The organism is Rhodococcus sp. IEGM 1318 (assembly GCF_033142465.1).
GTDB classification, from domain to species: Bacteria; Actinomycetota; Actinomycetes; order Mycobacteriales; family Mycobacteriaceae; genus Rhodococcus_F; species Rhodococcus_F qingshengii_B.
The window spans coordinates 570,589-594,755 of record NZ_JAWLSC010000001.1; the positions used below are offsets into that span (position 1 = coordinate 570,589).

Below are 24,167 nucleotides of genomic sequence, written 5' to 3' on the forward strand. Positions count from 1 at the left end.
ATTCACCGCTTCACCTCTCGAATGGGACGTCCGGGAAACCGGGCGTCCCATCTGTGTTCGCGGTCTCACGTGAGTGAACTCACCCGCTCTCACTTGGAAGTTCAACCAGGTGTGAGATCACAATTGATCAGTGACTTCGTCTACCCTCTCCCGTTCTGACGCCTCGACACCCGGGGTTCGTTCCGCCAGAGGTCCGGCGATGCTCGCTCTCGCCCTCGGCGGTTTCGGTATCGGCACCACCGAGTTCGTCGCCATGGGATTGCTCCCGGAAATGGCATCCGGGCTCGGCGTCTCGGAACCCATCGCAGGCCACGTGATCTCCGCGTACGCGCTCGGCGTTGTCGTCGGCGCTCCGCTGATCGCTGCTCTCACCGCACGGGTACCGCGCCGCACACTGTTGATCGCGCTCATGGTCGCCTTCACCGTCGGCAATGCCGCTTCGGTTTTCGCGCCCTCGTACACGACGCTGATGATGGCTCGCTTCGTCGCCGGATTGCCGCACGGCGCGTACTTCGGAGTCGCCGCGCTGGTCGCAGCGCACCTGGCCGAACCGGGCAAACGCGCGAAGGCCGTGGCGATGGTCATGATGGGTCTTTCCGTGGCCAACGTGATCGGGGTACCGGTCGCCGCCTGGATCGGTCAGGCACTCGGCTGGCGCAGCGCCTTCGCCTTGGTTGCGGTAATCGGAGTGGCAACGGTTGCTTCGCTGTTCGTCTGGATACCGCGTTTGGACGGTATGCCGGTGACGAATCCGATCACCGAACTCGGGGCACTGGGCCGTGTCCAGGTGTGGATGACGCTGATCGTGGGCATGGTCGGATTCGGCGGCATGTTTGCCGTCTACACCTACATCAGTACGACGCTCACCGACGTGTCCGGGCTTGACGCTTCGTTCATTCCCCTCGCACTCATGCTCTACGGACTGGGCATGGTGGCCGGCAACTTCGTCGGCGGATACCTCGCGGATCGCGCACTGATGAAGGGCTTGTTCCTGTCGATGGGATCCCTCGTGGTGATCCTCGCGGTCTTCGTGATCGCCGTGCGCAATCCGTACACGGCACTGGTCTTCGTCTTCCTCATCGGTCTCGCGGGGTCCTCGATGGTTCCGGGTCTGCAGACACGGTTGATGGACGTCGCCGAGGACGCTCAGACCCTGGCTGCTTCTCTCAATCACGCCGCGCTGAACATCACCAACGCCTTCGGAGCGTGGATCGGCGGCGTCGTCATCGCGGCCGGTTACGGGTACACGGCGCCGGCGGCGGTGGGGTCTTTGCTGGCCGTCGCGGGTCTCGTCGTGCTGGCGGTTGCGGTGATTCTGCAGCGTAGGGCCGTGCGCTGATCTGGGAGCCCATCCGCGTCGGTGGAATCGGCTACGGTGCTTGCCGTGCCACAAACTGCTGACTCCCACATTCTTGCGCCCCACACCATCACGTCCGTGAACGTCAACGGCGTTCGAGCAGCGGCCCGTAAGGGCATGCTCGACTGGCTGGAGAAGACGTCGGCGGATTTCATCTGCCTTCAGGAAACGCGTGCGTCGGACGATCAGCTTCGCGAGACTCTCGAACCGGCGCTCGGCAACGGATGGTTCCTGGTCTCCGCCGAGCCGTCCGCGAAGGGACGCAACGGAGTCGCCGTGCTCTCACGTACCGAGCCCGACGCGGTGCGGATCGGCCACGGGGACGACGAGTTTCTCGACGCCGGTCGATACATCGAAGCCGACTTCGCGGATCTGACCGTCGCGAGCCTGTACCTGCCCTCCGGTGAGGCGCTCACGCCGAAGCAGGAAGAGAAGGAGCGGTTCATGGCATCCTTCGCAGTTCACCTCGCCTCCACCGCTGCGGCGGCCGAGGCTGCCGATCGCCACGTGGTGGTCAGTGGAGATTGGAACATCGCGCACACCGAACTCGACCTCAAGAACTGGAAGACCAACAAGAAGTCCTCGGGATTCCTCCCCGAGGAGCGCGCATGGATGGACCTTCTGTTCGCGCAGGACTCCGCGTGGGTGGACGTCTTCCGCACCCTCCATCCGGGTGTCGACGGTCCGTACTCGTGGTGGTCGTACCGAGGAAAAGCCTTCGACAACGATTCGGGGTGGCGCATCGACTACCAGGTTGCCACCCGCGGATACGCCGAGCGGGCCAAGGTTGCCCTCGTGGAACGCGCTGAGTCCTACGACCTTCGTTGGTCGGATCACGCACCTGTCACCGTCTCGTACCGGTAGGGACGGGCATGCCTGAAGGTCTGAAAATGCCGAGCGCAAAGACACGCAACGCCATCATCACCGTCGTCGTTGCCGTGGTGGCGCTTGTGCTGGCGGTGACGCTTTCTTCACGCGACTCCGACAGTTCGGCGTCTTCGGCGTCGTCGGTCACCAAGTCCTCGAGCATTCAGTCCTCGAGTGTTCAAGCCAAGCCTGGCGCCACCACCAAGGCTGCGCCGTCGAGTTCCGCGCCGTCGAGTTCCGCTGCCAAGACAACACAGCAGACGAACAGCGATGCGCCGGCGCGAGTTCTCGCCACGCTGGTGGAGATCGACGCCGGGAGGTGGCCGGATTCCGCCAACGCGCCGGGCACCAAGGGCGGCATCACCTTCCGCAACAGCGAAGGGCGTCTACCGGCTGTCGGTGCCGGTGGCGGACGTGTCGTCTATCAGGAATGGGATGTGAACCCGAAGAAGAACGGCCAAGGCCGCGACGCCGAGCGAATCGTCACCGGCAACGACGGTTCGGCGTGGTACACCCTCGATCACTACGACACGTTTGTGAGGATTCGCTGATGTCCGACTCGTCCACGGTCAGCGTGACGCAGTGGCTGGACCCGTCTTCCGTCGTGACTTCGGTGGCCCTGCGCGGCGAGCAATCGGTCGCGGATGATCTTGCGCGTGAACTCCGTGGCGAGGATTTTGTCATTCGGGTGGTTCGTGGAGAGAAGATGCGGACCACGGCGCAGGTCTTCGACGAGTTCGCGGCGGCCTTCCAGTTTCCGTCCCACTTCGGACGAAACAAGGATGCTTTCGACGACGTCATGCGCGATCTGGACGATGTACTCGGATTGGGCGCCGGATATGTAGTTGTGATCCGAGGCGCGGGTTCTCTACTGTCCGAGCAACAGGATCAGTTGGAGTGGTTCCGCGGAACGATGGACTTCTACGCCGAAGAATGGGCACCCGTCGTTTTTCGGACCGTCTACCAGTTCGATGAGGACGGCCCCAGCGCCACCGGTGAAGACCTCGTCGAACTCGACTACCCGGGCACCACGCCACTGCACTGATTTCCACTCGTGAAAAGATCGGAACCATGTCGACCCCTGCAGAACAGAAGCCCACCGCAAAGCCTCGCGTGCTTTCCGGAATCCAGCCGACGTCGGATTCTTTCCACCTCGGCAACTACCTGGGTGCGCTGCAGCAGTGGGTTCCGTTGCAGGACGATTTCGACGCTTTCTACTTCATTCCGGATCTTCACGCCATCACGGTGACGCAGGACCCGAAGGAACTGCGTCGTCGCACCAAGGTTGCGGTGGCTCAGCTCCTCGCAGTGGGTATCGATCCCGATCGGGCGACGCTGTTCGTGCAGAGTCAAGTTCCTGAGCACACGCAGTTGGCGTGGGTCCTGAACTGCATCACCGGTTTCGGTGAAGCCAGCCGCATGACTCAGTTCAAGGACAAGTCCGCCAAGCAAGGCAGCGACAACGCCAGTGTCGGTTTGTTCACCTATCCGGTTCTGATGGCCGCTGACATCCTCCTGTACCGCCCGCAACGAGTCCCGGTGGGTGAGGATCAGCGCCAGCACCTCGAACTCGCACGCGATCTGGCCGGCCGGTTCAACACCCGCTACGGCAAGGCGTTTGTCGTTCCTGAGCCGCAGATCATCAAGGGCACGGCAAAGATCTACGACCTGCAGGATCCGACCGCGAAGATGAGCAAGTCCGCTGCCAGTGCGGCAGGGCTGATCAACCTGCTCGACGATCCGAAGGTGTCGGCGAAGAAGATCAAGTCGGCCGTCACCGACAACGAGCGCGAGATTCGCTTCGACCCGCAGGCCAAGCCCGGCGTCAGCAACCTGCTCACTATTCAGTCGGCTCTCTCCGGAGTACCGATCGAGACTCTGGTGGCGGGCTACGAGGGTAAGGGATACGGCGACCTCAAAACCGATACCGCTGATGTGCTGACCGAGTTCGTCACCCCGCTCAAAGCGAAGGTGGACGGTTACCTCGCCGACGAGGCGGAGCTGGATCGCATCATCGCGGCCGGAGCGCACCGCGCCCGCGAGGTGTCTTCACGCACTCTCGCCGCTGTCTATGACAAGGTCGGATTCCTGGCACCGAAGGGCTGACCGACGCGAATTCGGACTCACGGCGCCTGACCGAACATGAGGGGGACGGCAATGGCTGACACGGACGACGACGCACCCAGTTTTCTCGAGAAGCAACGGGCAGCGCGACCCTGGCTCGATCATCTGGTTCGCGCCGCTGGACGGTTCCAAGAGCAAAAAGGCGACTACTACGCTGCGGGAATCACGTACTTCAGCGTCCTGGCACTGATTCCGATCATGATGGTCGCGTTTGCGGTGGCCGGTTTCGTATTGGCCGGGCATCCCGAGTACCTGGAGTCGATTCAGGAGCAGATCACCAAGAGCATTCCGGGCAGCTTGGGTGACACCATCAACACACTGATCGATTCGGCTATCGACTCGCGCGCCAGCGTCGGAATCTTCGGTCTCCTGGGTGCCGCCTACGCGGGTCTCGGATGGATGGCAAATGTTCGCGACGCGCTGACGGCCATGTGGGAGAGCAAGCGCGAGCCGAAGGGTTTCGTGCGAACCAAACTCGGTGACGCAGGGGCCCTTATCGGTCTGGCCCTCGCCATGGTCGTCTCGCTCGGAATGTCGGCGCTGAGCAGCGGGACGGTAGCCACTCAGATCGTGAAGTGGCTCAACCTCGAGAACATCACCGGTGTCGGTGTGGGGCTCAGAGTCGTTTCGCTGTTGCTGTCACTGCTGGCGACGTGGGCGGTCTTCCTGTGGGTGATCGCCCGGCTACCGCGCGAGCCCGTCACGCTGCGCAGCGCCGCGCAGGCAGCGCTCATCGCCGCGGTTGTGTTCGAGATCTTCAAGCAGGTGGGTGCGATCTACCTCGCTGCCGTCACCGGTGGCCCGGCGGGCGTGGCATTCGGCCCGATCATCGGTTTGCTCGTGTTCGTGTTCACGGCGTCGAGGATGCTGCTGTTCTGCACGGCGTGGGCGGCGACGACAAAGGAAAGTATGGCTCTGGCCTTCGTTCCTCCGCCCGATCCCGCAGTGATCTCGCCGCGCGTGGTTGTCAGCGATAGTGCCTCGCCGTCGCGTGCCGTTGCATTGATCGCCACGGGTGCGGTTGCCGGCCTGGGTCTTTCGGGCTTCCTGCGTCGTCGGCCGCGCTAGCGCCGTCGACGGTTGAGTGCGACTGCTCCCGACACCAGCGCGATCACCACCACTCCACCGACCGCGCCGATGAGGACGCGGTCAGTGGTGTCCGACTCTCTGTCGGTGGCGGTTGGCGCTGCCGAGATCGAGCCAGGTGCAGCGGCAGACGGTGTGCGAGTGACGTCGGGCGTGGCGTCGTCGGTCGAACGGTCCGTCAACGAGCCGACGGTTGTGCTCGCTGGGAGTGCATATCCGTAGTCGAGTAGACGGGCAGCTTGCTCCCACGGACGGATCGGCTTGGCTTCGCCGCCCATCAATGTCACCAGTAGTTTCCGGCCGTTACGCTCCGCAGCACCCACGTACGTGTGGCGGGCGTCGTCGGTGAAGCCGGTCTTGCCGCCCAACGCACCGTCGTAGTTGTAGAGCAACTGATTGTCGTTCGCGAGTGTGAATCCGGGCCGGTCCTGATCATCGGGAATTGTCGGGTCCTTGGGGAAGCCGGGGAACTCGACGGTCTCGGTATGGATCAGACCGGCGAATGTCGGATTCTGCAGTGCGGTATGGAAAATCACGGCCAGGTCGTACGGTGAGCTGCTCATCCCCGGGCCGTCGAGTCCGGACGGAGTTGCCGTGCGGGTGTCGAGGGCGCCGAGGTCGGCGGCGAGGGCATTCATCTTCGATACGGCCGCAGCGTCACCGCCGAGTTGGCGGGCAAGAGCATGCGCTGCATCGTTTCCCGACGCCATGACCAGGCCTTGCATCAGCTGCCGGTTGGTGTATTTACCGCCCTTGCCGATGCCGACGGCACTACCTTCGGCGTCCGCGTCTTCGGCAGTTGCAGTGATTTCGGTGTCGAGATCGAGTTCGTCGAGCGCGACGAGAGCCAACAGCATCTTGATGGTGCTGGCCGGTCGGTAGCGACCGTGCGGATCTTTGGCGGCGAGGACCTCACCGGTCTCGGCGTCCGCGAGTACCCATCCGGATGCCGCGATGTCGGCCGGGAGCGGGGGAGCGCCGTCTGGGAGCACAACACCACACTCGCCGAGCTTGTCTCCACCGACGGGGCTTTCCGGAATCGGGACAGCAGTCGGAACCGTGGATCCGGGCGCGGGAGCTTCGGAGAGATCGATCGCCGGTGCCGGAATACTCGTGAACGGGCAGCTGTCGGTGTTGGGTGTTGTGAACGGCGCCTCGGTGGTGGTGGTCGGCGGCGGGGCCGGTTCGGCGCCGGCGATTCCCGAGCTACCTACGACACCGGAAAACGCAATGCTCCCTGAGAGCACTGTTCCGGCCACTGCCACTGCACACTTTCGACGCCACATCATCGATATACGAGGGTATGCGAACGCGAAGGAACGTCCGAATCGCCACGCGAGCGCATGGGCAGAAAACAGGCGATTCGGTTTGTACATCGGTCATAGTGGGCGGATGGACCTCGCAGGCACACGTAGACGCCGGACGCTCGCGGCAATGACACTCGTCGGAGCATTGGCCGCTGTCGTCGGATGTTCCGGCAATTCGGAACCGTCGGCCGAGAGCCAAATCTCGGCCGTCGTCGGTCAGAGTTTCGAATTCATGGCCGAAAGGGACTGGGAGGCAGTCGACAGCACTCAATGCAGTTCGATGCGCAGCGAGAGTCCGCGAGTCGAAGAGTCGCCGTTCGACGACACACTTGCCGGTCTGAGACTGGACGGTGTGGAGAACATCGTGGTGAACGGGGATTCGGCGACGGCCAACACTCGCCATTACAGCACCGAGGATCCGTCCGAGATGATGCGCGAGGACATCACGTTGATCAAGGAGAACGGTGCCTGGGTTGTGTGCTGACGTCTTCGATGCTGACGATGCCGATTGCCGTCGTTGAGTTCCCCGACCACGCAGAGTCTGTAACAGTGGGGTAGTCGACTACTCGAATGGCACACACGCACTGACGGCAGGGGATCGGTATGGGCAAGATCGTGGTGACAGAATTCGTGTCTTTGGACATGGTCATGGAAGCGCCCGGTGGCGAACCGGGCTATGCGCACACCGGATGGGTCTTTCCGTACCAGGAGGGCGATCAGATGAAGTTCAAACTCGACGAAACCCTCGCCGCGGACGTGCTTCTACTCGGTCGACGGACCTACGAGAGCTTCGCCGGCGCCTGGCCTGAGCGCGAGGACGACCAAGGCTTTGCGGACAAGATGAACGAGATGCCCAAGTACGTCGTCACGAGTTCGACGGAGCCGCTCGAATGGAACAACTCGACGGCGCTCACCGGTCCCATCGAGGAATCTGTCCCGAGGCTCAAGGAGCAGGTCGACGGTGAGATTCTGGTGGCGGGAAGTCGGACGCTCGTCCACGCGTTGTTGCTGGCCGGTCTGGTCGACGAGCTGCGCCTGATGGTCTTTCCGGTCATTCTCGGGTCCGGCGGGAAAGTGTTCCCCGAATCGGCCGACAAGATCGTCCTCGAGTTGAAGGACGATCGTCGGTACGAATCCGGAGTTCAGGTGCTGACGTACCACCCCACGGTCGCGTAGACACATCGAAAACATCTGTGGCCGAGCCTCTTCGAGAGTCTCGGCCACAGTTGTCCTGTCGGCTAACTGTTCTCGGGGAAGCCGAGGTTGATCCCGCCGTGGCTGGGGTCGAGCCAGCGACTGGTGACGGCCTTACCTCGCGTGAAGAAATGAACACCTTCGGTCCCGTGAGCGTGAGTGTCACCGAAGAGGCTGTTCTTCCAGCCGCCGAAGCTGTAGTAGGCCATAGGAACCGGGATGGGGACGTTGATGCCGATCATGCCGACCTCCACCTCGTTCTGGAAGCGTCGGGCAGCGCCGCCGTCGTTGGTGAATATGGCGGTGCCGTTTCCGTACGGGTTGTCGTTGATCAGTTCGAGGGCTTGGTCGTAGGTATCGACGCGCACGACGGAGAGGACGGGCCCGAATATTTCGTCGGTGTAGATCGACATGTCGGTGGTGACGTGGTCGATGAGGGTGGGCCCGAGCCAGAAGCCGTCAGGTCCACCATCGGCCTGAACTGTGCGTCCGTCGACCACGATGGTGGCGCCGTCCTTCTCTCCTGCATCGACGTAGGAGGCGACCTTGTCGCGGTGGGCCTTGGTGACAAGCGGACCCATGTCGGAGTTCTTGGTGCCGTCGCCGGTGACGAGGGGAGTGGTGCGTTCGACGATCTTGGCCACGAGTTCATCTGCAATGTCGCCGACTGCGACGAGGGCGGAGATTGCCATGCAGCGTTCGCCGGCAGAACCGAATCCCGCGTTGACCATTGCGTCGGCTGCAAGGTCGAGGTCGGCGTCCGGCAGAACGATGGCGTGATTTTTGGCGCCGCCGAGTGCTTGCACTCGTTTGCCGTTGGCGGTGCCGGTGGCATAGACGTACTGGGCGATGGGGGTGGACCCGACAAACGAAATCGCTTTGACTGCCTTGTTTTCCAGGAGTTCGTCCACGGCGAGTTTGTCACCTTGGAGGACGTTGAAGACGCCGGGAGGCAGACCGGCTTCGGCCCAGAGTTCGGCGAGCCAGATAGCGGCGGTGGGGTCCTTCTCCGAGGGCTTGAGAATCACGGTGTTCCCGGCGGCGATGGCGACCGGGAAGAACCACATCGGGACCATCGCGGGAAAGTTGAAGGGGGAGATGATGCCTACGGGGCCGAGGGGTTGGCGGATGGAGTAGACGTCGACCTTGGTCGATGCGTTCTCGGTGTACCCGCCCTTGAGGAGATGCGGTATTCCGCAAGCGAATTCGACCACTTCTTGCCCGCGGCTGATTTCGCCGAGGGCGTCGGAGAGAACCTTGCCGTGCTCGGCTGTGATGATCTCGGCGAGTTCACCTTTGCGAGCATTGAGGAGTTCGCGGAAGCTGAACAGTATCTGTGTGCGCCGGGCCAGTGAGGTGTCACGCCAGGCGGGGAAGGCTGCGGCAGCCGCGTCGATGACAGCGCGGGCGTCCTCGAGGTTCGCCAGTGCCAGTCGGCCGGTGATCTGTCCGGTGGCGGGGTTGGTGACGGGGGCGGTGTCCTCGGACGTTCCGGCGAACGGCTTGCCGTCCAACCAGTGCGCGATGACACGAGTATCAGTGCTGGTCATGGTATTTCCTAGTGGTCTGGTGACTCAGGAGTGCGGGGAGGTGTATTTGACGACGTAGTCGTTCATCGTCTCGCGCTGGTATCGGGAAACCTCGTGCGCGTTTTCGTTCTCGGCGAAGACGCTCGACACCATCACGGTGTTCTCACGTTCGTAGAAGCCGAGTTTTCCCAGGCTTCCGAAGAATTCGTCCCAGTTGACGTCTCCGTCCCCGATTTTGAGGTGTTGATGCACTCGAACGGCATTGCCTGGCGGATTGGTGATGTAGCGAAGTCCGTGGGAACGGTGATGATCCATGGTGTCTGCCACATGTACGAGACGGACCATGTCGCCGGCGGCCTCCATGATGGCGGGAAGGTCCCCACCCATGTGGAATTGGTGGCACGCCACGATCACCATGCCGAGGTTCTTGGAGTTCACGCCACGGATCGTGCGGATCGCGGCAAGTCCGTCTTCGACAAAATCGTCCGGGTGCGGGTCGATCAGGACGTCGATCCCCTCGCGTTCGATGATCGGAAGCAGTTCCTCCATCGAACGACAGAACGCACGCTCGGACTCTTCGGCTTTCTCGGGGCGGCCGGAGAATTCGGTGTTCATGACGTTGACGCCGAGGTCGACGGTGATCTGGATTGCCCGCTTCCAGTACCGCACTGCTGCTTCGCGGGCGTCCTCGTCCGGGCCGGACCAGCGAAGGACCGGGAGCACCGAGGCGATGCCGACTCCCTCACTCGCGCAGGCCTTCCGGAACTCGGCGACGAGCGCGTCGTCGGCTTTCGGGTGATTGAAGAACGGGATCATATCGACGTGTGGTGTGAGCTGCAGGTACTCGTACCCGAGATCGGCAACAACTCGGGGAAGCTCCAGCAGCGAGTAATCGTGATGGAACGGTGTGGGATCGAGTGCGACCTTCATCGCTACGCTCCGGCCACAGAGTCGCGCGCAACCATGTCCACGACGACGCGCTGACCCGTCTCCAGAGACTTCACGCCAGCGGCGCAGACAGCGGCCGCGGCGTACCCGTCCCAGGCACCTGGTCCGTCGATGTAGTTGCCGGTGCCGGCGCCCGTCTTCACTGCCTTGATCCACCGGGCGAACTCGGTGTCGTAGGCCTGCCCGAAGCGTTCGCGGAATCCTGGGGTGATCTGCCCACCCCAGTTGCCGGGCTTGGTCTTTCGGATCAGCCCCACGTCGAGTCCGATCATCGCGCTTCCGAGTTCGCCGACAACTTCGGTGCGCACCTCGTAGGCAACTCCGGTGGTGACAAACACCTCGGCGTCGACGTGTCTACCGGACTCGGTCTCGAATATAGCGATCTGCGGGTCTTGAATGCCCTCGGGAGCATGCGAATTCGCAGACGGCCGAATTATCTGCACCGAGGTGATCTCTTCGTCGAGCAGGAAACGTGTCACGTCGACCTCGTGGACGAGTGAGTCCTTGACGATCATCGCGCTGTCGAAGCCGTTCGGAACCGCAGGATTGCGGTGCGCGCAGTGCACAACGAGAGGGCGACCGAGATCGCCGCTGTCGATCAAATCCTTGAGCTGGGTGTATTCGTGGTCGAACCGGCGCATGAAACCGACCTGGATCAGTTTCTTTCCCAGCGCTGCTTCGGCTTTGACGATCGCCAGCGAACTGTCCGCGTCGGTGGTCAGCGGCTTCTCGCAGAGAACCGGCTTGCCTGCTTCGAGGCAGGCAAGTACCTGCTTCTCATGGGTCGGGCCCGGGGTTGCGAGCACAACGGCGTCGACGTCCTCGGCTGCGATGGCATCGAACGGATCGACGACGACGCGCGCCCCTGGAGTCAGCGCTGCGATTTCCTCGGCGCGGGCCACCGAGTAGTCGTTGACGACGGTGACGCGGGCACCGCCGATCTTGTTGGTGATGCGGTCGACGTGATCGGCCCCCATGATGCCGACGCCGAGCACTGCGATCCGGAGATCCTGGTTGTCAGACATGCGGTGGTACTCCTCGATTATGTTGCTCAGCTGAAACGGACGGCGGGGACGCCACAGGTGGACAGGTATTTCTGGGTGCGCTGTGCGATGGGCAGCGGAGTGTCGGGATGGCAGGGATACATGTCCTGCTCGACGATCGCGAACACGTCGATGCCGAGCTTCTCGATGGCCTCCAGAAGCGTTGGCATGTCGGGTATTCCGCGCGGCGGTTCGATCATGGCACCGAGTTTGACGGCATCACCGAACGGCAGGTCCTCCGCCTCCACCTTGGCGACGATCGCCGGATCCACCTGCTTGAGGTGTAGGTACCCGATGCGCTCCGGATGTTTGTTGATGATGGCGAGATTGTCGCCGCCGCAGTAGCTGATGTGGCCGGTGTCGAGACACAGATTGACGAAACGCTCGTCGGTACCTTCGAGGAACTTGTAGACGTTGTCCTCGATGTCGACATGGCTGTCGGCATGAGGGTGGTACTGCGCCATGACGCCGTACTCCTCGAGCATTGCCTTGCCGAGAGCGTTCATGCCGTCGGTCTTCTTGCGCCACTGCTCAGGAGTCAGATTTCGATCTTCGAGTACCGCTCCGGTGGAAGGATCGCGCCACATCTCAGGGATGACCACCACGTGCTTGCCACCGACGGCTGCGGTCAACTTGGCGACGTTCTTGATCTGATTCCAGACGGCATCCCAGGAATCGTCTTGGTGCAGGTGTTCGAAAACGGTACCGGCCGAAAGCTTCAGGCCGCGGGTGCCGAGTTCGTCAGCCAACTTGGCTGGATCGGTCGGAAGGTATCCGAACGGGCCGAGTTCGATCCATTCGTATCCCGACGCGGATACCTCGTCGAGGAATCGTGTGTAAGGGGTCTGCTGTGGATCGTCCGGAAACCACACGCCCCAGGAGTCGGGGGCTGATCCGACGCGAATCGCGCTCATGTCTAGATTCCTTTCGCGGGCAAGCTTTATGGGGTGTGGTTGTGCGGAATTTTCATTCGGATGGACGGAGGTACGGTCGCTGGATCTTCTTCCAGGACTCGTAGGTTGTCCGTGCGTTCTTGGTGGATTCCAGTTCGGAGGTGGCCGATACCGGTACATCCCACCAGGATTCGCTGTCAGGGGCTCCGATCAGCGGATCGGTTTCGACGTGGATGACCGTGCTGGTGTCGCTTGCTTTGGCAATCTTGATCGCGTCGGTGAACTCGGCAGCGGTGTTGGCGCGGATGACGTCGACGCCGAGGCTGGCGGCGTTCGCGGCCAAATCGACCGGGAGAACCCCTCCGTCGAGACGTCCGTCATTCGAGCGGTAGCGGTACTGCGTGCCGAAGCGCTGGGAACCGAGCGACTCGGACAGCGAACCGATGGAGGCAAATCCGTGATTTTGCACCAAGATGACGATGACCTTGAGGCGTTCCTGCACGGCGGTGACCAATTCGGTGGCCATCATCAGATAGGAACCGTCGCCGACCATCACGAACACGTCGCGATCGGGGCAGGCCATCCGGACGCCCAGACCTCCCGCAACTTCGTATCCCATGCAGGAGTATCCGTATTCGACGTGATAGCCCTTCGAATCGCGAGTACGCCACAGCTTGTGGAGGTCACCCGGCATCGACCCGGCAGCGCACACCACGACGTCACGTGGATCGGACAGAGTATTGACCAGGCCGATCACCTGATTCTGATTCAGTGACCCGTCGGCAGCGGGTTCGGCCGGGTTGTAGACGGATTCGACGACAGCATCCCAATCACGAGCGAGTTCACCGATCCTGGACGCGTACTCGTCGTTCACCCGGTAGTCGCTCAGTGCGAGCGCTAGGGCGTCGAGAGCCTCACGTGCGTCGGCGACAACACTGACACCACCCTGCTTCACGGAGTCCAGTGAAGCGACGTTGATGTTGACGAAGCGAACATCGGGATCGGTGAACGCGGTGCGCGATGCGCTCGTGAAATCGCTGTACCGCGTACCGATTCCGATGACGACGTCAGCCTCGGTGGCCAGCGCGTTTGCAGCCGCAGTGCCAGTGGACCCCACTGCTCCGACGGATTGTGGATGGTTGTAGACCAGTGAACCCTTGCCGGCCTGGCTCTGCCCCACGGGGATTCCGGTCTGCGCGCAGAACGCTGCCAGGGAGTCCGTAGCCTGGCTGTAGATCACGCCACCGCCGGCGACGATCAGCGGCTTGCGAGCCGAACGGATGATCGCGGCGGCGCGTTCGATCACCGATCGCTCGGGGAGCGGGCGGGCCACGTGCCAGACTCGTTCGGCGAAGAACGACTCGGGCCAGTCGAAAGCCTCGGCCTGTACGTCCTGCGGGATGGCGATGGTGACTGCGCCGGTCTCGACGGGGTCGGTGAGAACTCTCATGCCTGCCAGCAGAGCGCTGGGCAGCTGCTCGGGACGCCATACCCGATCGAAGTATCGCGAGACTGGTTTGAAAGCGTCGTTGACTGTGACGTCGCCGCTCGACGGGAGTTCGAGTTCCTGCAAGACCGGGGCACTGGCTCGGGTCGCGAAAGTATCTGCGGGCAGAAGTAGTACAGGTAGACGGTTGATGGTGGCCAGTGCTGCGCCGGTGATCATGTTGGTGGCACCCGGGCCGACGCTGGATGAGACTGCCCACGTCTGCAGGCGGTCCTTCATGCGGGCGTGGGCGACTGCCGAGTGCACCATCGCCTGTTCGTTGCGGCCGAGCACGTAGGGGAGTGTCGGCTCGCGGCCGGCGTCGAGGTCCTGGATCTCGGCCTGTAAGAGTGCCTGCCCCAACCCGGCGACGTTCCCGTGCCCGAAGATTCCGAAGCAGCCGGCAAACAGCTTGGTGCGCTGGCCGTCGCGTTCGGTGTACTGGTTGGCGAGGAAGCGGACGACAGCTTGAGAAACGGTGAGGTGGACGGTCGGCTCGTCGCGAGGTAGACGATTGCCGGTTGCGTTGTTGGTGGGTGCCACAGCTTTCACTTCCGTCAGTTGTGGGACTGCAACGGCAGTCGAGGGTCGATGTCCTGGTGATCCCAGCTTCCGCGTAGCCAGGTGTGTTGCGGATCGTCACAGATGTTCCACGCCCGGATCTCGCCCGAACCTGCCATGACGTTGAGGTAGTACATGTGGTGCCCCGGAGCTGCGATGGACGGGCCGTGATAGCCGTGCGGCACGAGGACGACGTCGCCGGAGCGGACTTCTTCGAGCACCTCGATTGGTCGCTCGGCGGTTCCGTACACGCGGTGGTAGCCGAATCCTTGGGTGCCGGTGGGGCTTCGGTCGATCTCGAAGTAGTAGATCTCTTCCAGGGCTGATTCGACGTCGCTGTTCTCGTCGTGCTTGTGGCTGGGATAGGACGACCAGTTCCCGCCGGGGGTGATGACCTCACACGCGATGATGGAGTCTGCCTCGAAAGTGTCTGCGGTGGCGAAGTTGTGAACCTGTCGGCTGCAATTTCCGGCGCCGCGGAGTTCGACCGCAACTCCTGATGCGGGACCGTAGCGATGGGGGAGCTTTGCGTCGGCGCGTGCTCCGCACAGCGCAAAGCGGCCTCCGTCCGCGCTGGCGACCGAGTAGTCGGCGTCGCGTCCTACGTACGCGAAATCGCTCGGACCGTCGAAAACCGATGCGCGGCCAGTCAGGGGGATCTCCGTACCTTCGGCAACAACCACGGCCGAACCCGCCAGTGGAACGACCATTATCTCGTTCTCGCCGGACTGCAGGTGGACGTCAGCGCCAGGGGCGAGTTCGAGTGTCCACAAGCTGGATTCGGTCCACCCGGCGGACTCTGGTGTGACCACTGTCGTGAAATCACCGTCGGCGGAAGTGCCGGCGGGGACGTAGTACTTACTGAACATCTTGCTCCTGCCAGATCGGGTCTAGTGGACGAGCTTGACTGCGGTGTCGACGGCAGCCGTCACGTCGCCGTCGGGTGGGTAGAGCAGCGCGCGCCCGACTATCAATCCGCGCACGGACGGCAGCTGAAGGGCAGCGTCCCACTTTGCGTACGTCTCTTCCGGCGCGATCTGCGGATCGCCGCCCAAGAGGAGCGTCGGGAGGGTGGTCGCATCCATGACCCGTTCCATCTCGTCGACGACCGGCAGTTTCATCCACGTGTACGCCGAGGTGGAGCCGAGGCCCTGGGAGATATGGATGGACTTGATGACGGCGTCGGGGCTGAGATCGTTGACCACCTTGCCTTTGACGCGACTGGAGAGAAACGGCTCGAGCATCGCGATCAGTCCGGCCGCGGCCAGTTCGTCCACGGCTTCGGCACATGCCGTCATGGTGGGTAGAGTGCCCGCGTCGTCGAGTGCGATGCGCAGCAGCATCTTTCCGCCGTTCATGCCGAACTTTGCGGTACCGGCCGCTGTGTAACCTGTCATGCGGTCGTCGAGTTCGAAGCTCGCGCCTGCCAGGCCGCCGCGGTTCATCGACGAGAAGACGACCTTGTCGTCGAGGGCACCGAGGAGGAGCAGATCGTCGAGAATGTCCGCGGTACCGAGGACGCCGTCGACTCCGGGATTGTCGAGCGCAGTGCGTAATCTGTCGAGCAGATCGGTACGACTGTTCATCGCTGTCGGCTTGCCGCCGACAGACAGTGCCCCACGCGCCGGGTGATCGGCGGCGACGATCATCAGTCGACCATTGCCTCGAACAGTGGCGCGAGGAGTTCGTGCAGCCCAGGACTTTTCGATGATCTGCGGATCGTTCGCACGCAGCTCCGTCACTTCTGCGTAGGTGGTGGCGAGGGGGCGGGCGGCGAGCTTGTCAGACATTGACTGCCTCCGTGGCTGTGGCTTCGGCGAGATCGTGGACTTCTTCAGCGGTCGGCATCGCAGTGGAGCATTCGAGCCGAGATGCGACTATCGCACCGGCCGCGTTGGCATAGCGCAGTACCTTCTCGAGCGGCCACCCGGCCAACAGACCGTGGCACAGTGATCCGCCGAAGCTGTCGCCTGCTCCCAGCCCGTTGACCACGTCGACGGTGTTGGGCGGCACGGTGATCGACTGCTTTCGCGTTTTTCCGAGAACGCCCTTCGGACCCTGCTTCACGATGGCCAGTTCGACGCCGAGGTCAAGAAGTGCGTCGGCCGCCTTGTTCGGGTTGGTCTCACCGACCGCGATTTCGCACTCTTCACGGTTTCCCACCGCCACAGTCACGTGTGCGAGGGCGCGCTGCACCTGAGTGGTCGCTTCCTGGGGCGTCGACCAGAACATCGGGCGGTAGTCCAGATCGAGAACTGTCAGCGGGCGGCGTTCGCGGGCTTCCCAGGCGGCGAAGTGTGCGCTGCGGCTCGGTTCTTCGGACAGCCCCGTCACAGTCGACCAGTACAGCGAGGCTGTTCGAACGGCGTCGAGGTCGATGTCTTGCGGGGTGATCCGAAGATCAGGCGCATACGGCTTGCGGTAGAAGTACAACGGGAAGTCGTCAGGGGGAAATATCTCGCAGAACGTCACGGGTGTCGGGTACTCGGAATTGGTGACGACAAACCTGTTGTCGACACCGAGACGCGCCAACTCACGTGTGACGAACTTTCCGAAGGGATCGTCCCCGACACCGGAGATCAATGCTGCTCGCCGACCGAGGCGGGCGGCCGCTACCGAGACATTGGCTGCGCTGCCGCCGAGGAACTTGCCGAACGTCTCGACGTCTTCGAGTCCGACGCCCGTCTGAAGTGGGTAAATGTCGACCCCCGATCGGCCGATGGCAAGCACGTCGAAGGGTGCGTCAGGGATGTGTGACCCGCTCTGGTGAGTGTTGATGCTTGTCAAGACTGACTCCCGAGAGTTCGTGGTTGGCTGCCCGCGCAGGGCACCGATGTATGACTGAAACTGTGCGCCGCGACACAGCGATTGTCAATAGTTTGTCCGGACATTATGACTTGCGGTCAAGTGAATGTTAGTGTTCGCATACACTGCCGAGAGAAGTAGCGTCGATACGGCGCCTTTCCAAGACAGATCGGAGTTGGCCGTGGTCGCAGCACTCGCCGTCGAGCTAGACCGCTCGAGCCCGGTGCCGCTGTATTTCCAGCTGGCCCAGGCAATCGAGGGCGCTATTCTCGGCGGCGAACTTGCCCCAGGTGATCGCTTCGAGAACGAACTGGCGTTGGCCAAACGGCTCAATCTCTCCCGTCCGACCACGCGACGCGCGATCCAGGAACTGGTGGACAAGGGCCTACTTGTTCGCAAGCGGGGAGTCGGAACGCAGGTGGTGCAGAGTCCGGTGCACCGCCCGGTCGAGCTCACCAGCCTGTTCGACGACCTCGCGAGAGCCGGCCAGGCGCCGACGACCAAGCTGCTCGAGTTCACGGTGGGAGTTCCCGGCGAGGACGTTGCCGCGGAACTCAACCTCGAACCCGACGCTGAAGTGGCTACCATCAGGCGTTTGCGGAGCACCAACGGTGAACCGCTGGCAGTGATGACCAATTACATTCCGGTGGACATCGCACCCGATCCCGAGGAGTTGGAGACGCAGGGGCTATACCAGACCTTGCGAACTCGCGGCGTTCACATCCGTGTGGCGCGGCAGCGAATCGGCGCTCGGGCGGCGACTCGCGAAGAAGCAGGATTGCTCGACGAGAAAGTGGGTGCTGCCCTCTTGACCATGAGCCGCACTGCATTTGACGATTCAGGTAGCGCCGTCGAGTACGGCAGCCACTGCTACCGAGCGTCGCGTTACTACTTCGACACCACCGTGGTCGACCGCTAGATCTCGATCCCGGTGACACGAGTACCCGCCTGACCGAGTCAGTGGGGGTGATTCGTGATCCCAGCATTTCTGCGATCCTTCGATCATTTGACCCGAACGGAGCCTCATGACAGGCATTTCAGTAGCAGTTGCCGGATTCGGATGGATGGGCCGCGTCCACACGCAGGCGTATCTGCGTCTGCGGCAGCACTATCCCCAGCTTCCCGTGATCCGCCTGGCCGCCGTCGCCGACGAAGTGCCGGGCCGCGGGGAGGAGGCAGCGGACCAATTCGGTTTCGACGCTTTCACCCAGGACTGGCGCGATATCGCAGCCGATCCGGCGATCGACGCGGTGAGCATCACCGCCCCGAACTTCTTGCACCGTGAAATCGGCGTCGCAATGGCAGAGGCCGGCAAACACATCTGGATCGAGAAGCCCGTCGGGTTGTCCACGGAAGACGCGAAAGCTGTTGCAGCAGCTGTCTCGAAGGCCGGTGTGCAGTCGAGCGTCGGCTTCAATTATCGAAACGCGCCGGCCGTGGCCCTGGCAAAGAGCCTGATCGACACGGGGGAGTTGGGCACGATCACTCATTCGCGTTTTCGCTTCCTCAGTGACTATGCGGCGCACCCCGAAGGCGCTTTGAGCTGGCGATACGAGCGTGAGCGCGGCGGCGCCGGCGTCCTGGGTGACTTGGCTTCGCATGGTATCGATCTGATCCGTCATCTCCTCGGCGACGTCGACGCTCTCGTTGCGGATACTGCGATCTTCATCCCGGAGCGTGCGCGTCCGTCCGCCGCGACCAGTGGACATGCACGGTCCAGTGGTGGGGAGATGGGGGCTGTCGAGAACGAAGACTTCGTCAGCGCACTGCTGCGCCTCGGTTCGGGTGGCCGCTGCACCCTCGAAGCATGCCGCGTCGCCGTGGGAGAGCAGAACAACTACGGATTCGAGATTCACGGCACGAAAGGCGCCGTTTTCTGGGACTACCGCCGGATGGGTGAACTGGGCACCAGCCTAGGCTCGAAGTACCAGGACCAATCCGTCACGACGGTTTTGGTCGGCCCCGAGTCGGGCGAGTTCGGCCGCTTCCAGCCTGGCGCGGCCAACGCGATGGGCTACGACGATCTGAAAGTAATCGAAGCTCGCAATTTCATCGCCTCGATCATGGACGGAGCGCCGCAGGGCGCGACCATCGCTGATGCAGTCGCGTCGGCGCAGGCTCTGGACGCGATGGTCGCCTCGGTTTCCTCCGGCGGTTGGATCACTCTCGGCTGATCGACAGCGCCTCCGAAAGGCTCTGGTGCAGTGACATTTCCCCGCGGGCTGGCGCTGCTCGTGGCAGCAGCGCTGTTCATGGAGATGCTCGACGCGACGATTCTCGCAACGGCACTGCCGTCGATAGCCCACTCCTTCGGAGTTGACGCCGTCGACGTCAATGTCGCCGTTTGTTCGTATCTCCTGGTGTTGGCTGTCCTGATCCCAGCGAGCGGATGGATGGCCGACAGATTCGGAACGCGACATGTTTTCATCTCTGCCATAGCCGTTTTCACGGTGGCGTCGGTGGGATGTGCACTGAGCACGTCCCTGCCGATGATGGTGGGAATGCGCGCACTTCAAAGGGTAGGCTGCGCCATGATGGTGCCGGTAGGGCGGCTCGCGGTATTGCGAGTGACATCGAAGGCGGAACTCGTACGGGCTATCGCATACTTGACGTGGCCGGCGCTCACAGCGCCGGTCCTCGCGCCCGCTGTGGGTGGAGCCGTCGTGTCGATCGCTTCGTAGCGTTGGATCTTCCTGATCAACGTTCCGATCCGGATCGTCGGGTTTCTGCTGGCGTTGCGCATGGTGCCCGATCTTCGGAAAGTGCAGGAACGAAGCCTCGACTGGTTGGGCCTGGTGGTAACCGGAGCGGGCAATATCGTGACCAAACCGCTCACCGCGCCGCTCATGCGCAGGTTCGGGATCAGACGAGTTCTGGTGGGAAACGGAGTTCTGTCGGTGGTGTGCTTCGGTGCACTGGCTCTGATCTCGTCGACGACACCGGACGTCGTCATAGCCGTCGCACTGTTTGTCAGTGGCGCGCTGCGATCCATCGGGTTCACCGCGTACAACAGCGTGGCGTTCGCCGAAGTCGACTCGGGGGAACGGACCGATGCCAACACCCTTCATGCAACTCTGCAAGAGTTGGCGTCCGGTCTGGGTATTGCGCTGTCCGCGTTGGTGATCACGCTCTGCACACCGTTGGCGGAGTCGGGCGATCTCGGCGGCGGAGCGCCGTTTTCGCTGACTCTGGGTGTTCTTGGAATCATGCTGGTGCCGACGGTGATCGAAAGTTGGCGGCTCCCACGCGATACAGGTGCTGTGGTGTTGGCGCGCCGATGAAGAGGGGCTTCCCGCCACTTTCATCATAACGCGGGACACGGGGCTTGCGGCAAGGCCCGGGTGATGGTGCACACTCGTCTGCTGCGAGCAAGCAAATGCCTTGCCCGAAGGAGGGGATCGCATGAGTGACGTCATCATTGTCGGTGCTGGACCAACCGGATTGATGCTGGCAGGTGAGCTCCGGCTACAGGGCGCCGATGTCGTCGTCGTGGACAAAGACGAGGAGCCGACTCAGTTCGTCCGTGCCCTCGGTATTCATGTTCGCAGCATCGAAATCATGGAGCAGCGCGGGTTGCTGGACAAGTTCCTCGCGCACGGCCGCAAGTACCCGCTCGGCGGATTCTTCGCAGGGATCAGCAAACCGGCACCCGCGCACCTGGATACTGCGCACGGGTACGTACTGGGCATACCGCAGCCCGAGATCGACAGGATTCTTGCCGAACATGCCACCGAAGTTGGCGCGGACATTCAGCGAGGGAAGCGCGTCGTCGCGATCCGTCAAGATACCGACAACGTCACAGCGGAATTATCCGACGGCACAACACTTCACGCGCGCTACCTCGTTGGCTGCGACGGCGGGCGTAGCACCGTTCGGAAGCTGATCGACGTCGGGTTTCCCGGCGAGCCGTCGAGCGCGGACACGTTGATCGGCGAAATGGACGTGACAATGCCGGCTGATGAACTGGCCGCCGTTGTCGCCGAAATCCGGGAAACGCACAAACGATTCGGAGTCGGTCCCGCCGGCAATGGTGCCTTTCGTGTCGTGGTCCCTGCGGCCGAAGTTGCCGACGGTCGCGCGGTTCCGACCACCCTCGACGACATCAAGCAACAACTATTGGCCATTGCCGGCACCGACTTCGGTGTGCACTCCCCGCGGTGGCTCTCGCGCTTCGGTGACGCCACCCGACTGGCGGAGCACTACCGGCGTGACCGGGTGTTCCTCGCCGGCGATGCCGCTCACATCCACCCACCGATGGGTGGTCAAGGCCTCAATCTCGGTGTTCAGGACGCCTTCAACCTAGGTTGGAAGCTCGCCGCCGAGATCAACGGCTGGGCACCGGAGGGCCTGCTCGACACTTACGAATCGGAACGGCGTCCGGTGGCTGCCGACGTTCTCGACAACACGCGCGCGCAGGCCGAGCTGATCTCTACCGCAGCCGGTCCACAAGCTGTGCGGCGCTTGATCTCCGAGCTGATGGAATTCGAAGACGTCAAGCGTTATCTGACCGAGAAGATCACTGCGATCTCGATTCGCTACGATTTCGGCGAAGGCGACGACCTACTCGGTCGGCGGCTGCGGAACATCGCGTTGACCCGCGGCAACCTTTACGACTTGATGCGATCCGGCCGCGGACTTCTTCTCGACCAGGGTGGCCAACTGTCCGTCGATGGTTGGAGCGATCGCGCCGACCATATCGTTGACACAAGCACTGAATGGGACGCTCCGGCTGTCCTGCTTCGGCCGGACGGTCATGTGGCATGGGTCGGGGATACGCAGGCGGAGTTGGATACTCAGCTGTCCAAGTGGTTCGGCCGGCCGGCGAGGGACCGCGCGTGACCCTTCGATTTCGGTAACCGAGCACCGTGACACCTCGGGTGCACTACCGTTGCCGTTTATGGGACAAGGATTGGGGCAGATCGCGCCTGCGGCCTTGATCGCCGTCGGAGTGCTGATACTCACGGGCTGCACGACCAATGTCGATGTGCCGAAAACATTTGCTGCCACATTGACGGTGACCGGTCAGGCAGAGCAAGTCGAGGCCGACTCTGGAGAGTGCGTGATCGACTCGATCCGTGTGGCTCCGAACGACCAGATTCAAATTTTCGGGGGCAGTGGCGCTGCGTCCGCCAGGTCGACACTCGAGGTCGAGGCAATCGATCAACTTCCTGACGGAATGAGCACGTGCTCCTACACCGCACATTTTGATGCCGTCCCCGCAAACCAGAGAAACTACGAGGTGAGCTTGGGCCGCTTTTCCCCGGAGTCCTTCAGCTCGGACGAGTTGGAAAACGGTGTCACCTATCAACTGCGCCGGTCCTGACCGAACCAGTTCTCCTTCAGTTTGTATCCGGTCCGACTGTCACTCGGCTCGCTTGGCGGTCCCTTCGCCTGCACGCGGTCGATCCTTACCGGGGTTGATGTAGAGCCGAACCCCCTCGTAGGTGACTGTGTACGGCACGTCGTCGTCGTCGTTGTCCGGGTCGCCGGAGTCCGCGGGATCCGGAAGTTCCGCGATCTGTTCGATGACCGTCTGTGCTCGCGCCGCACCGGGATCGAACATCTCCTGAAACGGCCCGACGAACGAGCCCCCGAGTCCGCGGCGCTTTGCCCGGACAGCCGCCCACCCGAACACGGCTAACGGGCCGATCATGGCGAACAGCACTAACAAGTCCCACCCCATGCTGACGATCGTACCGACCGACCGGCATTAAGCGGCCCAGGTCTATTCAGCGCTGCCGTCCCTCAGCTCATTCGCCTCTCGGACTGTGCCTTCAGTAGATCGGCCAGTCGCTCAGGTGAGATCCGCTCACGAACCGCCTCCGTCATTAGTTCGGCCTGCGTCTGAGGCGCGAGGCCGTCGATCGGTTGGTCTCGGTCCAGATTGGTCGGGAAGGCGTAGCCCTCGGCCGAGGCGGCGACGGCACACCGAACTGCCTCGTCGGACCCCGCCTCGCTGAGAGCGAGCAGTGCCGGATAGATCGCGTTGACGAGTGCCTCCCGGTCGATGGTTCCGAGGGAGCGACCGAAGGCCGACGACACCTGAAGAAGATTTGCCATACGCAAGACGTCGGCGGACTTGTTGTGGCCGGCGGCGTGGAACAGTGCAGGGTTGAAGAAGACGGCATCTCCCTTCTCCAGGGGTAATTGGACGTACTTGGCCTCAAAGAAGTCCTTGAACTCGGAACGCTCGAACGCGAGGTATCCGGATTCGAATTGCTGGGAGTATGGCAAATATTTCGTCGGTCCCGTCTCGACCGGCATGTCCACGTGGGCGACTGCACCTTGCAAGGTGAGTGCGGGGGTCAAGCGGTGAACATGAGCCCGGAACTTCGCAGCGACGTCGCTCGACATGAAACCGAGGTGGTAGTCGCGATGCGGGTTCTGCGCGAAGCCACCAGGATTGACGACGTTGACGTCCGACGTCACCTGGTACATGGGGCCGAGCCATGCTTCGGAAGCCAGAGCGACGATGCAGTTCGAGTAGTAGTCGACGTAGGCGCCGGGATCTTCGAGCGCCAACTTCATCTGTGCGCCCCAGATTCGGTCATTGGATCCGGGTTTGGCGAAGTGATCCCCGGACGTCGCGCCGGATTCGTGTTGGCGCGCAATGATTTCACGAAAGACCGCACTGGCGCGATCCAATACCTCCGCGTCGAACGCGCCTTGGAAGACTGTGATACCTGGACCGGTAAGCAACGCCCGGGCGATCTCGTCCTGAATCTCGGCGCGGATGTCAGGATTCGACGATGGGTCGACCAGCGCATCCGAGCGGTAGAGAAGGACGCCGTCGGCCACCGAGTGGGCGTACGGGTAATCGGCAAGGTCTGTCTCGTGTGCGACCAGAGCGGCGAAGTCTTCGATGTTGCAATCTTCTCGGTGCAACCTACCCGCGGACGGCACGGTGTGGTCGGTCAGTGCTGGAGTCATTCGGGGACCTTTCCTGCAGTGTTCAAGATGCGCTGTA

23 protein-coding genes and 1 pseudogene are annotated in these 24,167 nt (G+C 62.5%); 13 read left to right on the forward strand and 11 right to left on the reverse strand.

The window, feature by feature from the left end:
• Positions 1–199 precede the first annotated feature (199 nt).
• From R4P65_RS02635 to yhjD, 6 genes are read left to right on the forward strand one after another with little or no spacing between them, the layout of a single operon-like run.
• Positions 200–1,339 carry an MFS transporter gene (locus R4P65_RS02635; protein WP_317825544.1) on the forward strand — a complete coding sequence of 380 codons (1,140 nt, stop codon included), beginning with the start codon at positions 200–202 and terminating at the stop codon, positions 1,337–1,339.
• A 36-nt stretch (positions 1,340–1,375) separates the two neighbouring features.
• Positions 1,376–2,221, forward strand: coding sequence for an exodeoxyribonuclease III (locus R4P65_RS02640; protein ID WP_317825545.1), 846 nt, complete (start codon positions 1,376–1,378; stop codon positions 2,219–2,221).
• Positions 2,222–2,247: 26 nt separating this feature from the next.
• Complete coding sequence (locus tag R4P65_RS02645; RefSeq protein WP_317825330.1) at positions 2,248–2,775, forward strand: ribonuclease domain-containing protein; 528 nt, start codon at positions 2,248–2,250, stop codon at positions 2,773–2,775.
• Positions 2,775–3,269: a barstar family protein gene (locus R4P65_RS02650; protein ID WP_317825331.1), complete on the forward strand. Its 495-nt coding sequence runs from the start codon at positions 2,775–2,777 to the stop codon at positions 3,267–3,269. Before R4P65_RS02645 ends, R4P65_RS02650 begins: the two co-directional genes overlap by 1 nt.
• 26 nt (positions 3,270–3,295) lie before the next feature.
• A complete protein-coding gene (trpS, locus tag R4P65_RS02655) occupies positions 3,296–4,330 on the forward strand; it encodes a tryptophan--tRNA ligase (RefSeq protein WP_230812354.1) in 1,035 nt (344 codons plus the stop codon).
• A gap of 51 nt (positions 4,331–4,381) precedes the next feature.
• Positions 4,382–5,416, forward strand: coding sequence for an inner membrane protein YhjD (gene yhjD / locus R4P65_RS02660; RefSeq protein ID WP_317825332.1), 1,035 nt, complete (start codon positions 4,382–4,384; stop codon positions 5,414–5,416).
• Here yhjD and R4P65_RS02665 read toward each other — a convergent pair.
• Positions 5,413–6,723, reverse strand: coding sequence for a D-alanyl-D-alanine carboxypeptidase family protein (locus R4P65_RS02665; RefSeq protein WP_317825333.1), 1,311 nt, complete (start codon positions 6,721–6,723; stop codon positions 5,413–5,415). The two genes, yhjD and R4P65_RS02665, sit on opposite strands and share 4 nt — an antisense overlap.
• A 103-nt stretch (positions 6,724–6,826) precedes the next feature.
• Between R4P65_RS02665 and R4P65_RS02670 the strand changes: the two genes are divergently transcribed.
• Both R4P65_RS02670 and R4P65_RS02675 read left to right on the forward strand, forming a co-directional pair.
• Positions 6,827–7,225, forward strand: coding sequence for a hypothetical protein (locus R4P65_RS02670; protein ID WP_317825334.1), 399 nt, complete (start codon positions 6,827–6,829; stop codon positions 7,223–7,225).
• Between the two features lie 119 nt (positions 7,226–7,344).
• The gene (locus R4P65_RS02675; RefSeq protein ID WP_317825335.1) at positions 7,345–7,917 is read left to right on the forward strand and encodes a dihydrofolate reductase family protein; all 573 of its coding nucleotides are present in this window, start codon (positions 7,345–7,347) and stop codon (positions 7,915–7,917) included.
• 62 nt (positions 7,918–7,979) lie between these two features.
• Here the strand turns inward: R4P65_RS02675 and R4P65_RS02680 are convergent, their stop codons facing one another.
• The 8 genes from R4P65_RS02680 to iolC are packed head-to-tail and all read right to left on the reverse strand — an operon-like array spanning position 7,980 to position 17,182.
• Positions 7,980–9,485, reverse strand: coding sequence for a CoA-acylating methylmalonate-semialdehyde dehydrogenase (locus tag R4P65_RS02680; RefSeq protein ID WP_317825336.1), 1,506 nt, complete (start codon positions 9,483–9,485; stop codon positions 7,980–7,982).
• A gap of 24 nt (positions 9,486–9,509) precedes the next feature.
• Entirely contained in the window at positions 9,510–10,394 is an 885-nt protein-coding gene (locus R4P65_RS02685; protein ID WP_317825337.1) for a sugar phosphate isomerase/epimerase family protein, read from the reverse strand.
• Positions 10,395–10,396: 2 nt separating this feature from the next.
• The gene (locus tag R4P65_RS02690; RefSeq protein ID WP_317825338.1) at positions 10,397–11,437 is read right to left on the reverse strand and encodes a Gfo/Idh/MocA family oxidoreductase; all 1,041 of its coding nucleotides are present in this window, start codon (positions 11,435–11,437) and stop codon (positions 10,397–10,399) included.
• A 26-nt stretch (positions 11,438–11,463) separates the two neighbouring features.
• On the reverse strand, positions 11,464–12,369 hold the full coding sequence (locus R4P65_RS02695) for a sugar phosphate isomerase/epimerase (protein WP_317825339.1): 906 nt from the start codon (positions 12,367–12,369) through the stop codon (positions 11,464–11,466).
• Between the two features lie 52 nt (positions 12,370–12,421).
• Entirely contained in the window at positions 12,422–14,377 is a 1,956-nt protein-coding gene (gene iolD, locus R4P65_RS02700; RefSeq protein ID WP_317825340.1) for a 3D-(3,5/4)-trihydroxycyclohexane-1,2-dione acylhydrolase (decyclizing), read from the reverse strand.
• A 14-nt stretch (positions 14,378–14,391) separates the two neighbouring features.
• Positions 14,392–15,264 carry a 5-deoxy-glucuronate isomerase gene (gene iolB, locus R4P65_RS02705; RefSeq protein WP_317825341.1) on the reverse strand — a complete coding sequence of 291 codons (873 nt, stop codon included), beginning with the start codon at positions 15,262–15,264 and terminating at the stop codon, positions 14,392–14,394.
• 21 nt (positions 15,265–15,285) lie between these two features.
• Positions 15,286–16,185, reverse strand: a complete 900-nt coding sequence (locus tag R4P65_RS02710; protein ID WP_317825342.1) for an aldolase — start codon at positions 16,183–16,185, stop codon at positions 15,286–15,288.
• Complete coding sequence (gene iolC, locus R4P65_RS02715) at positions 16,178–17,182, reverse strand: 5-dehydro-2-deoxygluconokinase (protein WP_317825343.1); 1,005 nt, start codon at positions 17,180–17,182, stop codon at positions 16,178–16,180. Before iolC ends, R4P65_RS02710 begins: the two co-directional genes overlap by 8 nt.
• Before the next feature lie 199 nt (positions 17,183–17,381).
• On the opposite strand from iolC, the gene R4P65_RS02720 reads away from it, so the two are divergent.
• From R4P65_RS02720 to R4P65_RS02740, 5 genes and pseudogenes are all read left to right on the forward strand, one after another.
• Positions 17,382–18,119: a GntR family transcriptional regulator gene (locus tag R4P65_RS02720; protein ID WP_230812384.1), complete on the forward strand. Its 738-nt coding sequence runs from the start codon at positions 17,382–17,384 to the stop codon at positions 18,117–18,119.
• Between the two features lie 106 nt (positions 18,120–18,225).
• Positions 18,226–19,374, forward strand: a complete 1,149-nt coding sequence (locus R4P65_RS02725; protein WP_317825344.1) for a Gfo/Idh/MocA family oxidoreductase — start codon at positions 18,226–18,228, stop codon at positions 19,372–19,374.
• 48 nt (positions 19,375–19,422) lie between these two features.
• A pseudogene (locus R4P65_RS02730) lies at positions 19,423–20,481 on the forward strand (MFS transporter).
• 121 nt (positions 20,482–20,602) lie between these two features.
• Positions 20,603–22,039: a rifampin monooxygenase Iri gene (gene iri / locus R4P65_RS02735; protein WP_317825345.1), complete on the forward strand. Its 1,437-nt coding sequence runs from the start codon at positions 20,603–20,605 to the stop codon at positions 22,037–22,039.
• 58 nt (positions 22,040–22,097) lie between these two features.
• A complete protein-coding gene (locus R4P65_RS02740; protein WP_317825346.1) occupies positions 22,098–22,523 on the forward strand; it encodes a hypothetical protein in 426 nt (141 codons plus the stop codon).
• Between the two features lie 39 nt (positions 22,524–22,562).
• Here R4P65_RS02740 and R4P65_RS02745 read toward each other — a convergent pair whose 3' ends face one another.
• Both R4P65_RS02745 and R4P65_RS02750 read right to left on the reverse strand, forming a co-directional pair.
• Complete coding sequence (locus R4P65_RS02745) at positions 22,563–22,883, reverse strand: hypothetical protein (RefSeq protein ID WP_317825347.1); 321 nt, start codon at positions 22,881–22,883, stop codon at positions 22,563–22,565.
• Positions 22,884–22,945: 62 nt separating this feature from the next.
• A complete protein-coding gene (locus tag R4P65_RS02750) occupies positions 22,946–24,130 on the reverse strand; it encodes a phytanoyl-CoA dioxygenase family protein (protein WP_317825348.1) in 1,185 nt (394 codons plus the stop codon).
• Between the last annotated feature and the right edge of the window lie 37 nt (positions 24,131–24,167).

Excerpts from the sequence above, each read along its gene's own strand:
- R4P65_RS02650 (WP_317825331.1), top strand. The coding sequence starts at position 2,775 with ATGTCCGACTCGTCCACGGTCAGCGTGACGCAGTGGCTGGACCCGTCT.
- R4P65_RS02645 (WP_317825330.1), top strand. The coding sequence starts at position 2,248 with ATGCCGAGCGCAAAGACACGCAACGCCATCATCACCGTCGTCGTTGCC.
- R4P65_RS02750 (WP_317825348.1), bottom strand. The coding sequence starts at position 24,130 with ATGACTCCAGCACTGACCGACCACACCGTGCCGTCCGCGGGTAGGTTG.
- iri (WP_317825345.1), top strand. The coding sequence starts at position 20,603 with ATGAGTGACGTCATCATTGTCGGTGCTGGACCAACCGGATTGATGCTG.
- R4P65_RS02680 (WP_317825336.1), bottom strand. The coding sequence starts at position 9,485 with ATGACCAGCACTGATACTCGTGTCATCGCGCACTGGTTGGACGGCAAG.
- trpS (WP_230812354.1), top strand. The coding sequence starts at position 3,296 with ATGTCGACCCCTGCAGAACAGAAGCCCACCGCAAAGCCTCGCGTGCTT.
- R4P65_RS02675 (WP_317825335.1), top strand. The coding sequence starts at position 7,345 with ATGGGCAAGATCGTGGTGACAGAATTCGTGTCTTTGGACATGGTCATG.
- R4P65_RS02670 (WP_317825334.1), top strand. The coding sequence starts at position 6,827 with ATGGACCTCGCAGGCACACGTAGACGCCGGACGCTCGCGGCAATGACA.
- yhjD (WP_317825332.1), top strand. The coding sequence starts at position 4,382 with ATGGCTGACACGGACGACGACGCACCCAGTTTTCTCGAGAAGCAACGG.
- R4P65_RS02695 (WP_317825339.1), bottom strand. The coding sequence starts at position 12,369 with ATGAGCGCGATTCGCGTCGGATCAGCCCCCGACTCCTGGGGCGTGTGG.
- R4P65_RS02745 (WP_317825347.1), bottom strand. The coding sequence starts at position 22,883 with ATGGGGTGGGACTTGTTAGTGCTGTTCGCCATGATCGGCCCGTTAGCC.
- R4P65_RS02690 (WP_317825338.1), bottom strand. The coding sequence starts at position 11,437 with ATGTCTGACAACCAGGATCTCCGGATCGCAGTGCTCGGCGTCGGCATC.
- R4P65_RS02710 (WP_317825342.1), bottom strand. The coding sequence starts at position 16,185 with ATGTCTGACAAGCTCGCCGCCCGCCCCCTCGCCACCACCTACGCAGAA.
- R4P65_RS02725 (WP_317825344.1), top strand. The coding sequence starts at position 18,226 with ATGACAGGCATTTCAGTAGCAGTTGCCGGATTCGGATGGATGGGCCGC.
- R4P65_RS02685 (WP_317825337.1), bottom strand. The coding sequence starts at position 10,394 with ATGAAGGTCGCACTCGATCCCACACCGTTCCATCACGATTACTCGCTG.
- iolB (WP_317825341.1), bottom strand. The coding sequence starts at position 15,264 with ATGTTCAGTAAGTACTACGTCCCCGCCGGCACTTCCGCCGACGGTGAT.
- R4P65_RS02635 (WP_317825544.1), top strand. The coding sequence starts at position 200 with ATGCTCGCTCTCGCCCTCGGCGGTTTCGGTATCGGCACCACCGAGTTC.
- R4P65_RS02665 (WP_317825333.1), bottom strand. The coding sequence starts at position 6,723 with ATGATGTGGCGTCGAAAGTGTGCAGTGGCAGTGGCCGGAACAGTGCTC.
- R4P65_RS02740 (WP_317825346.1), top strand. The coding sequence starts at position 22,098 with ATGGGACAAGGATTGGGGCAGATCGCGCCTGCGGCCTTGATCGCCGTC.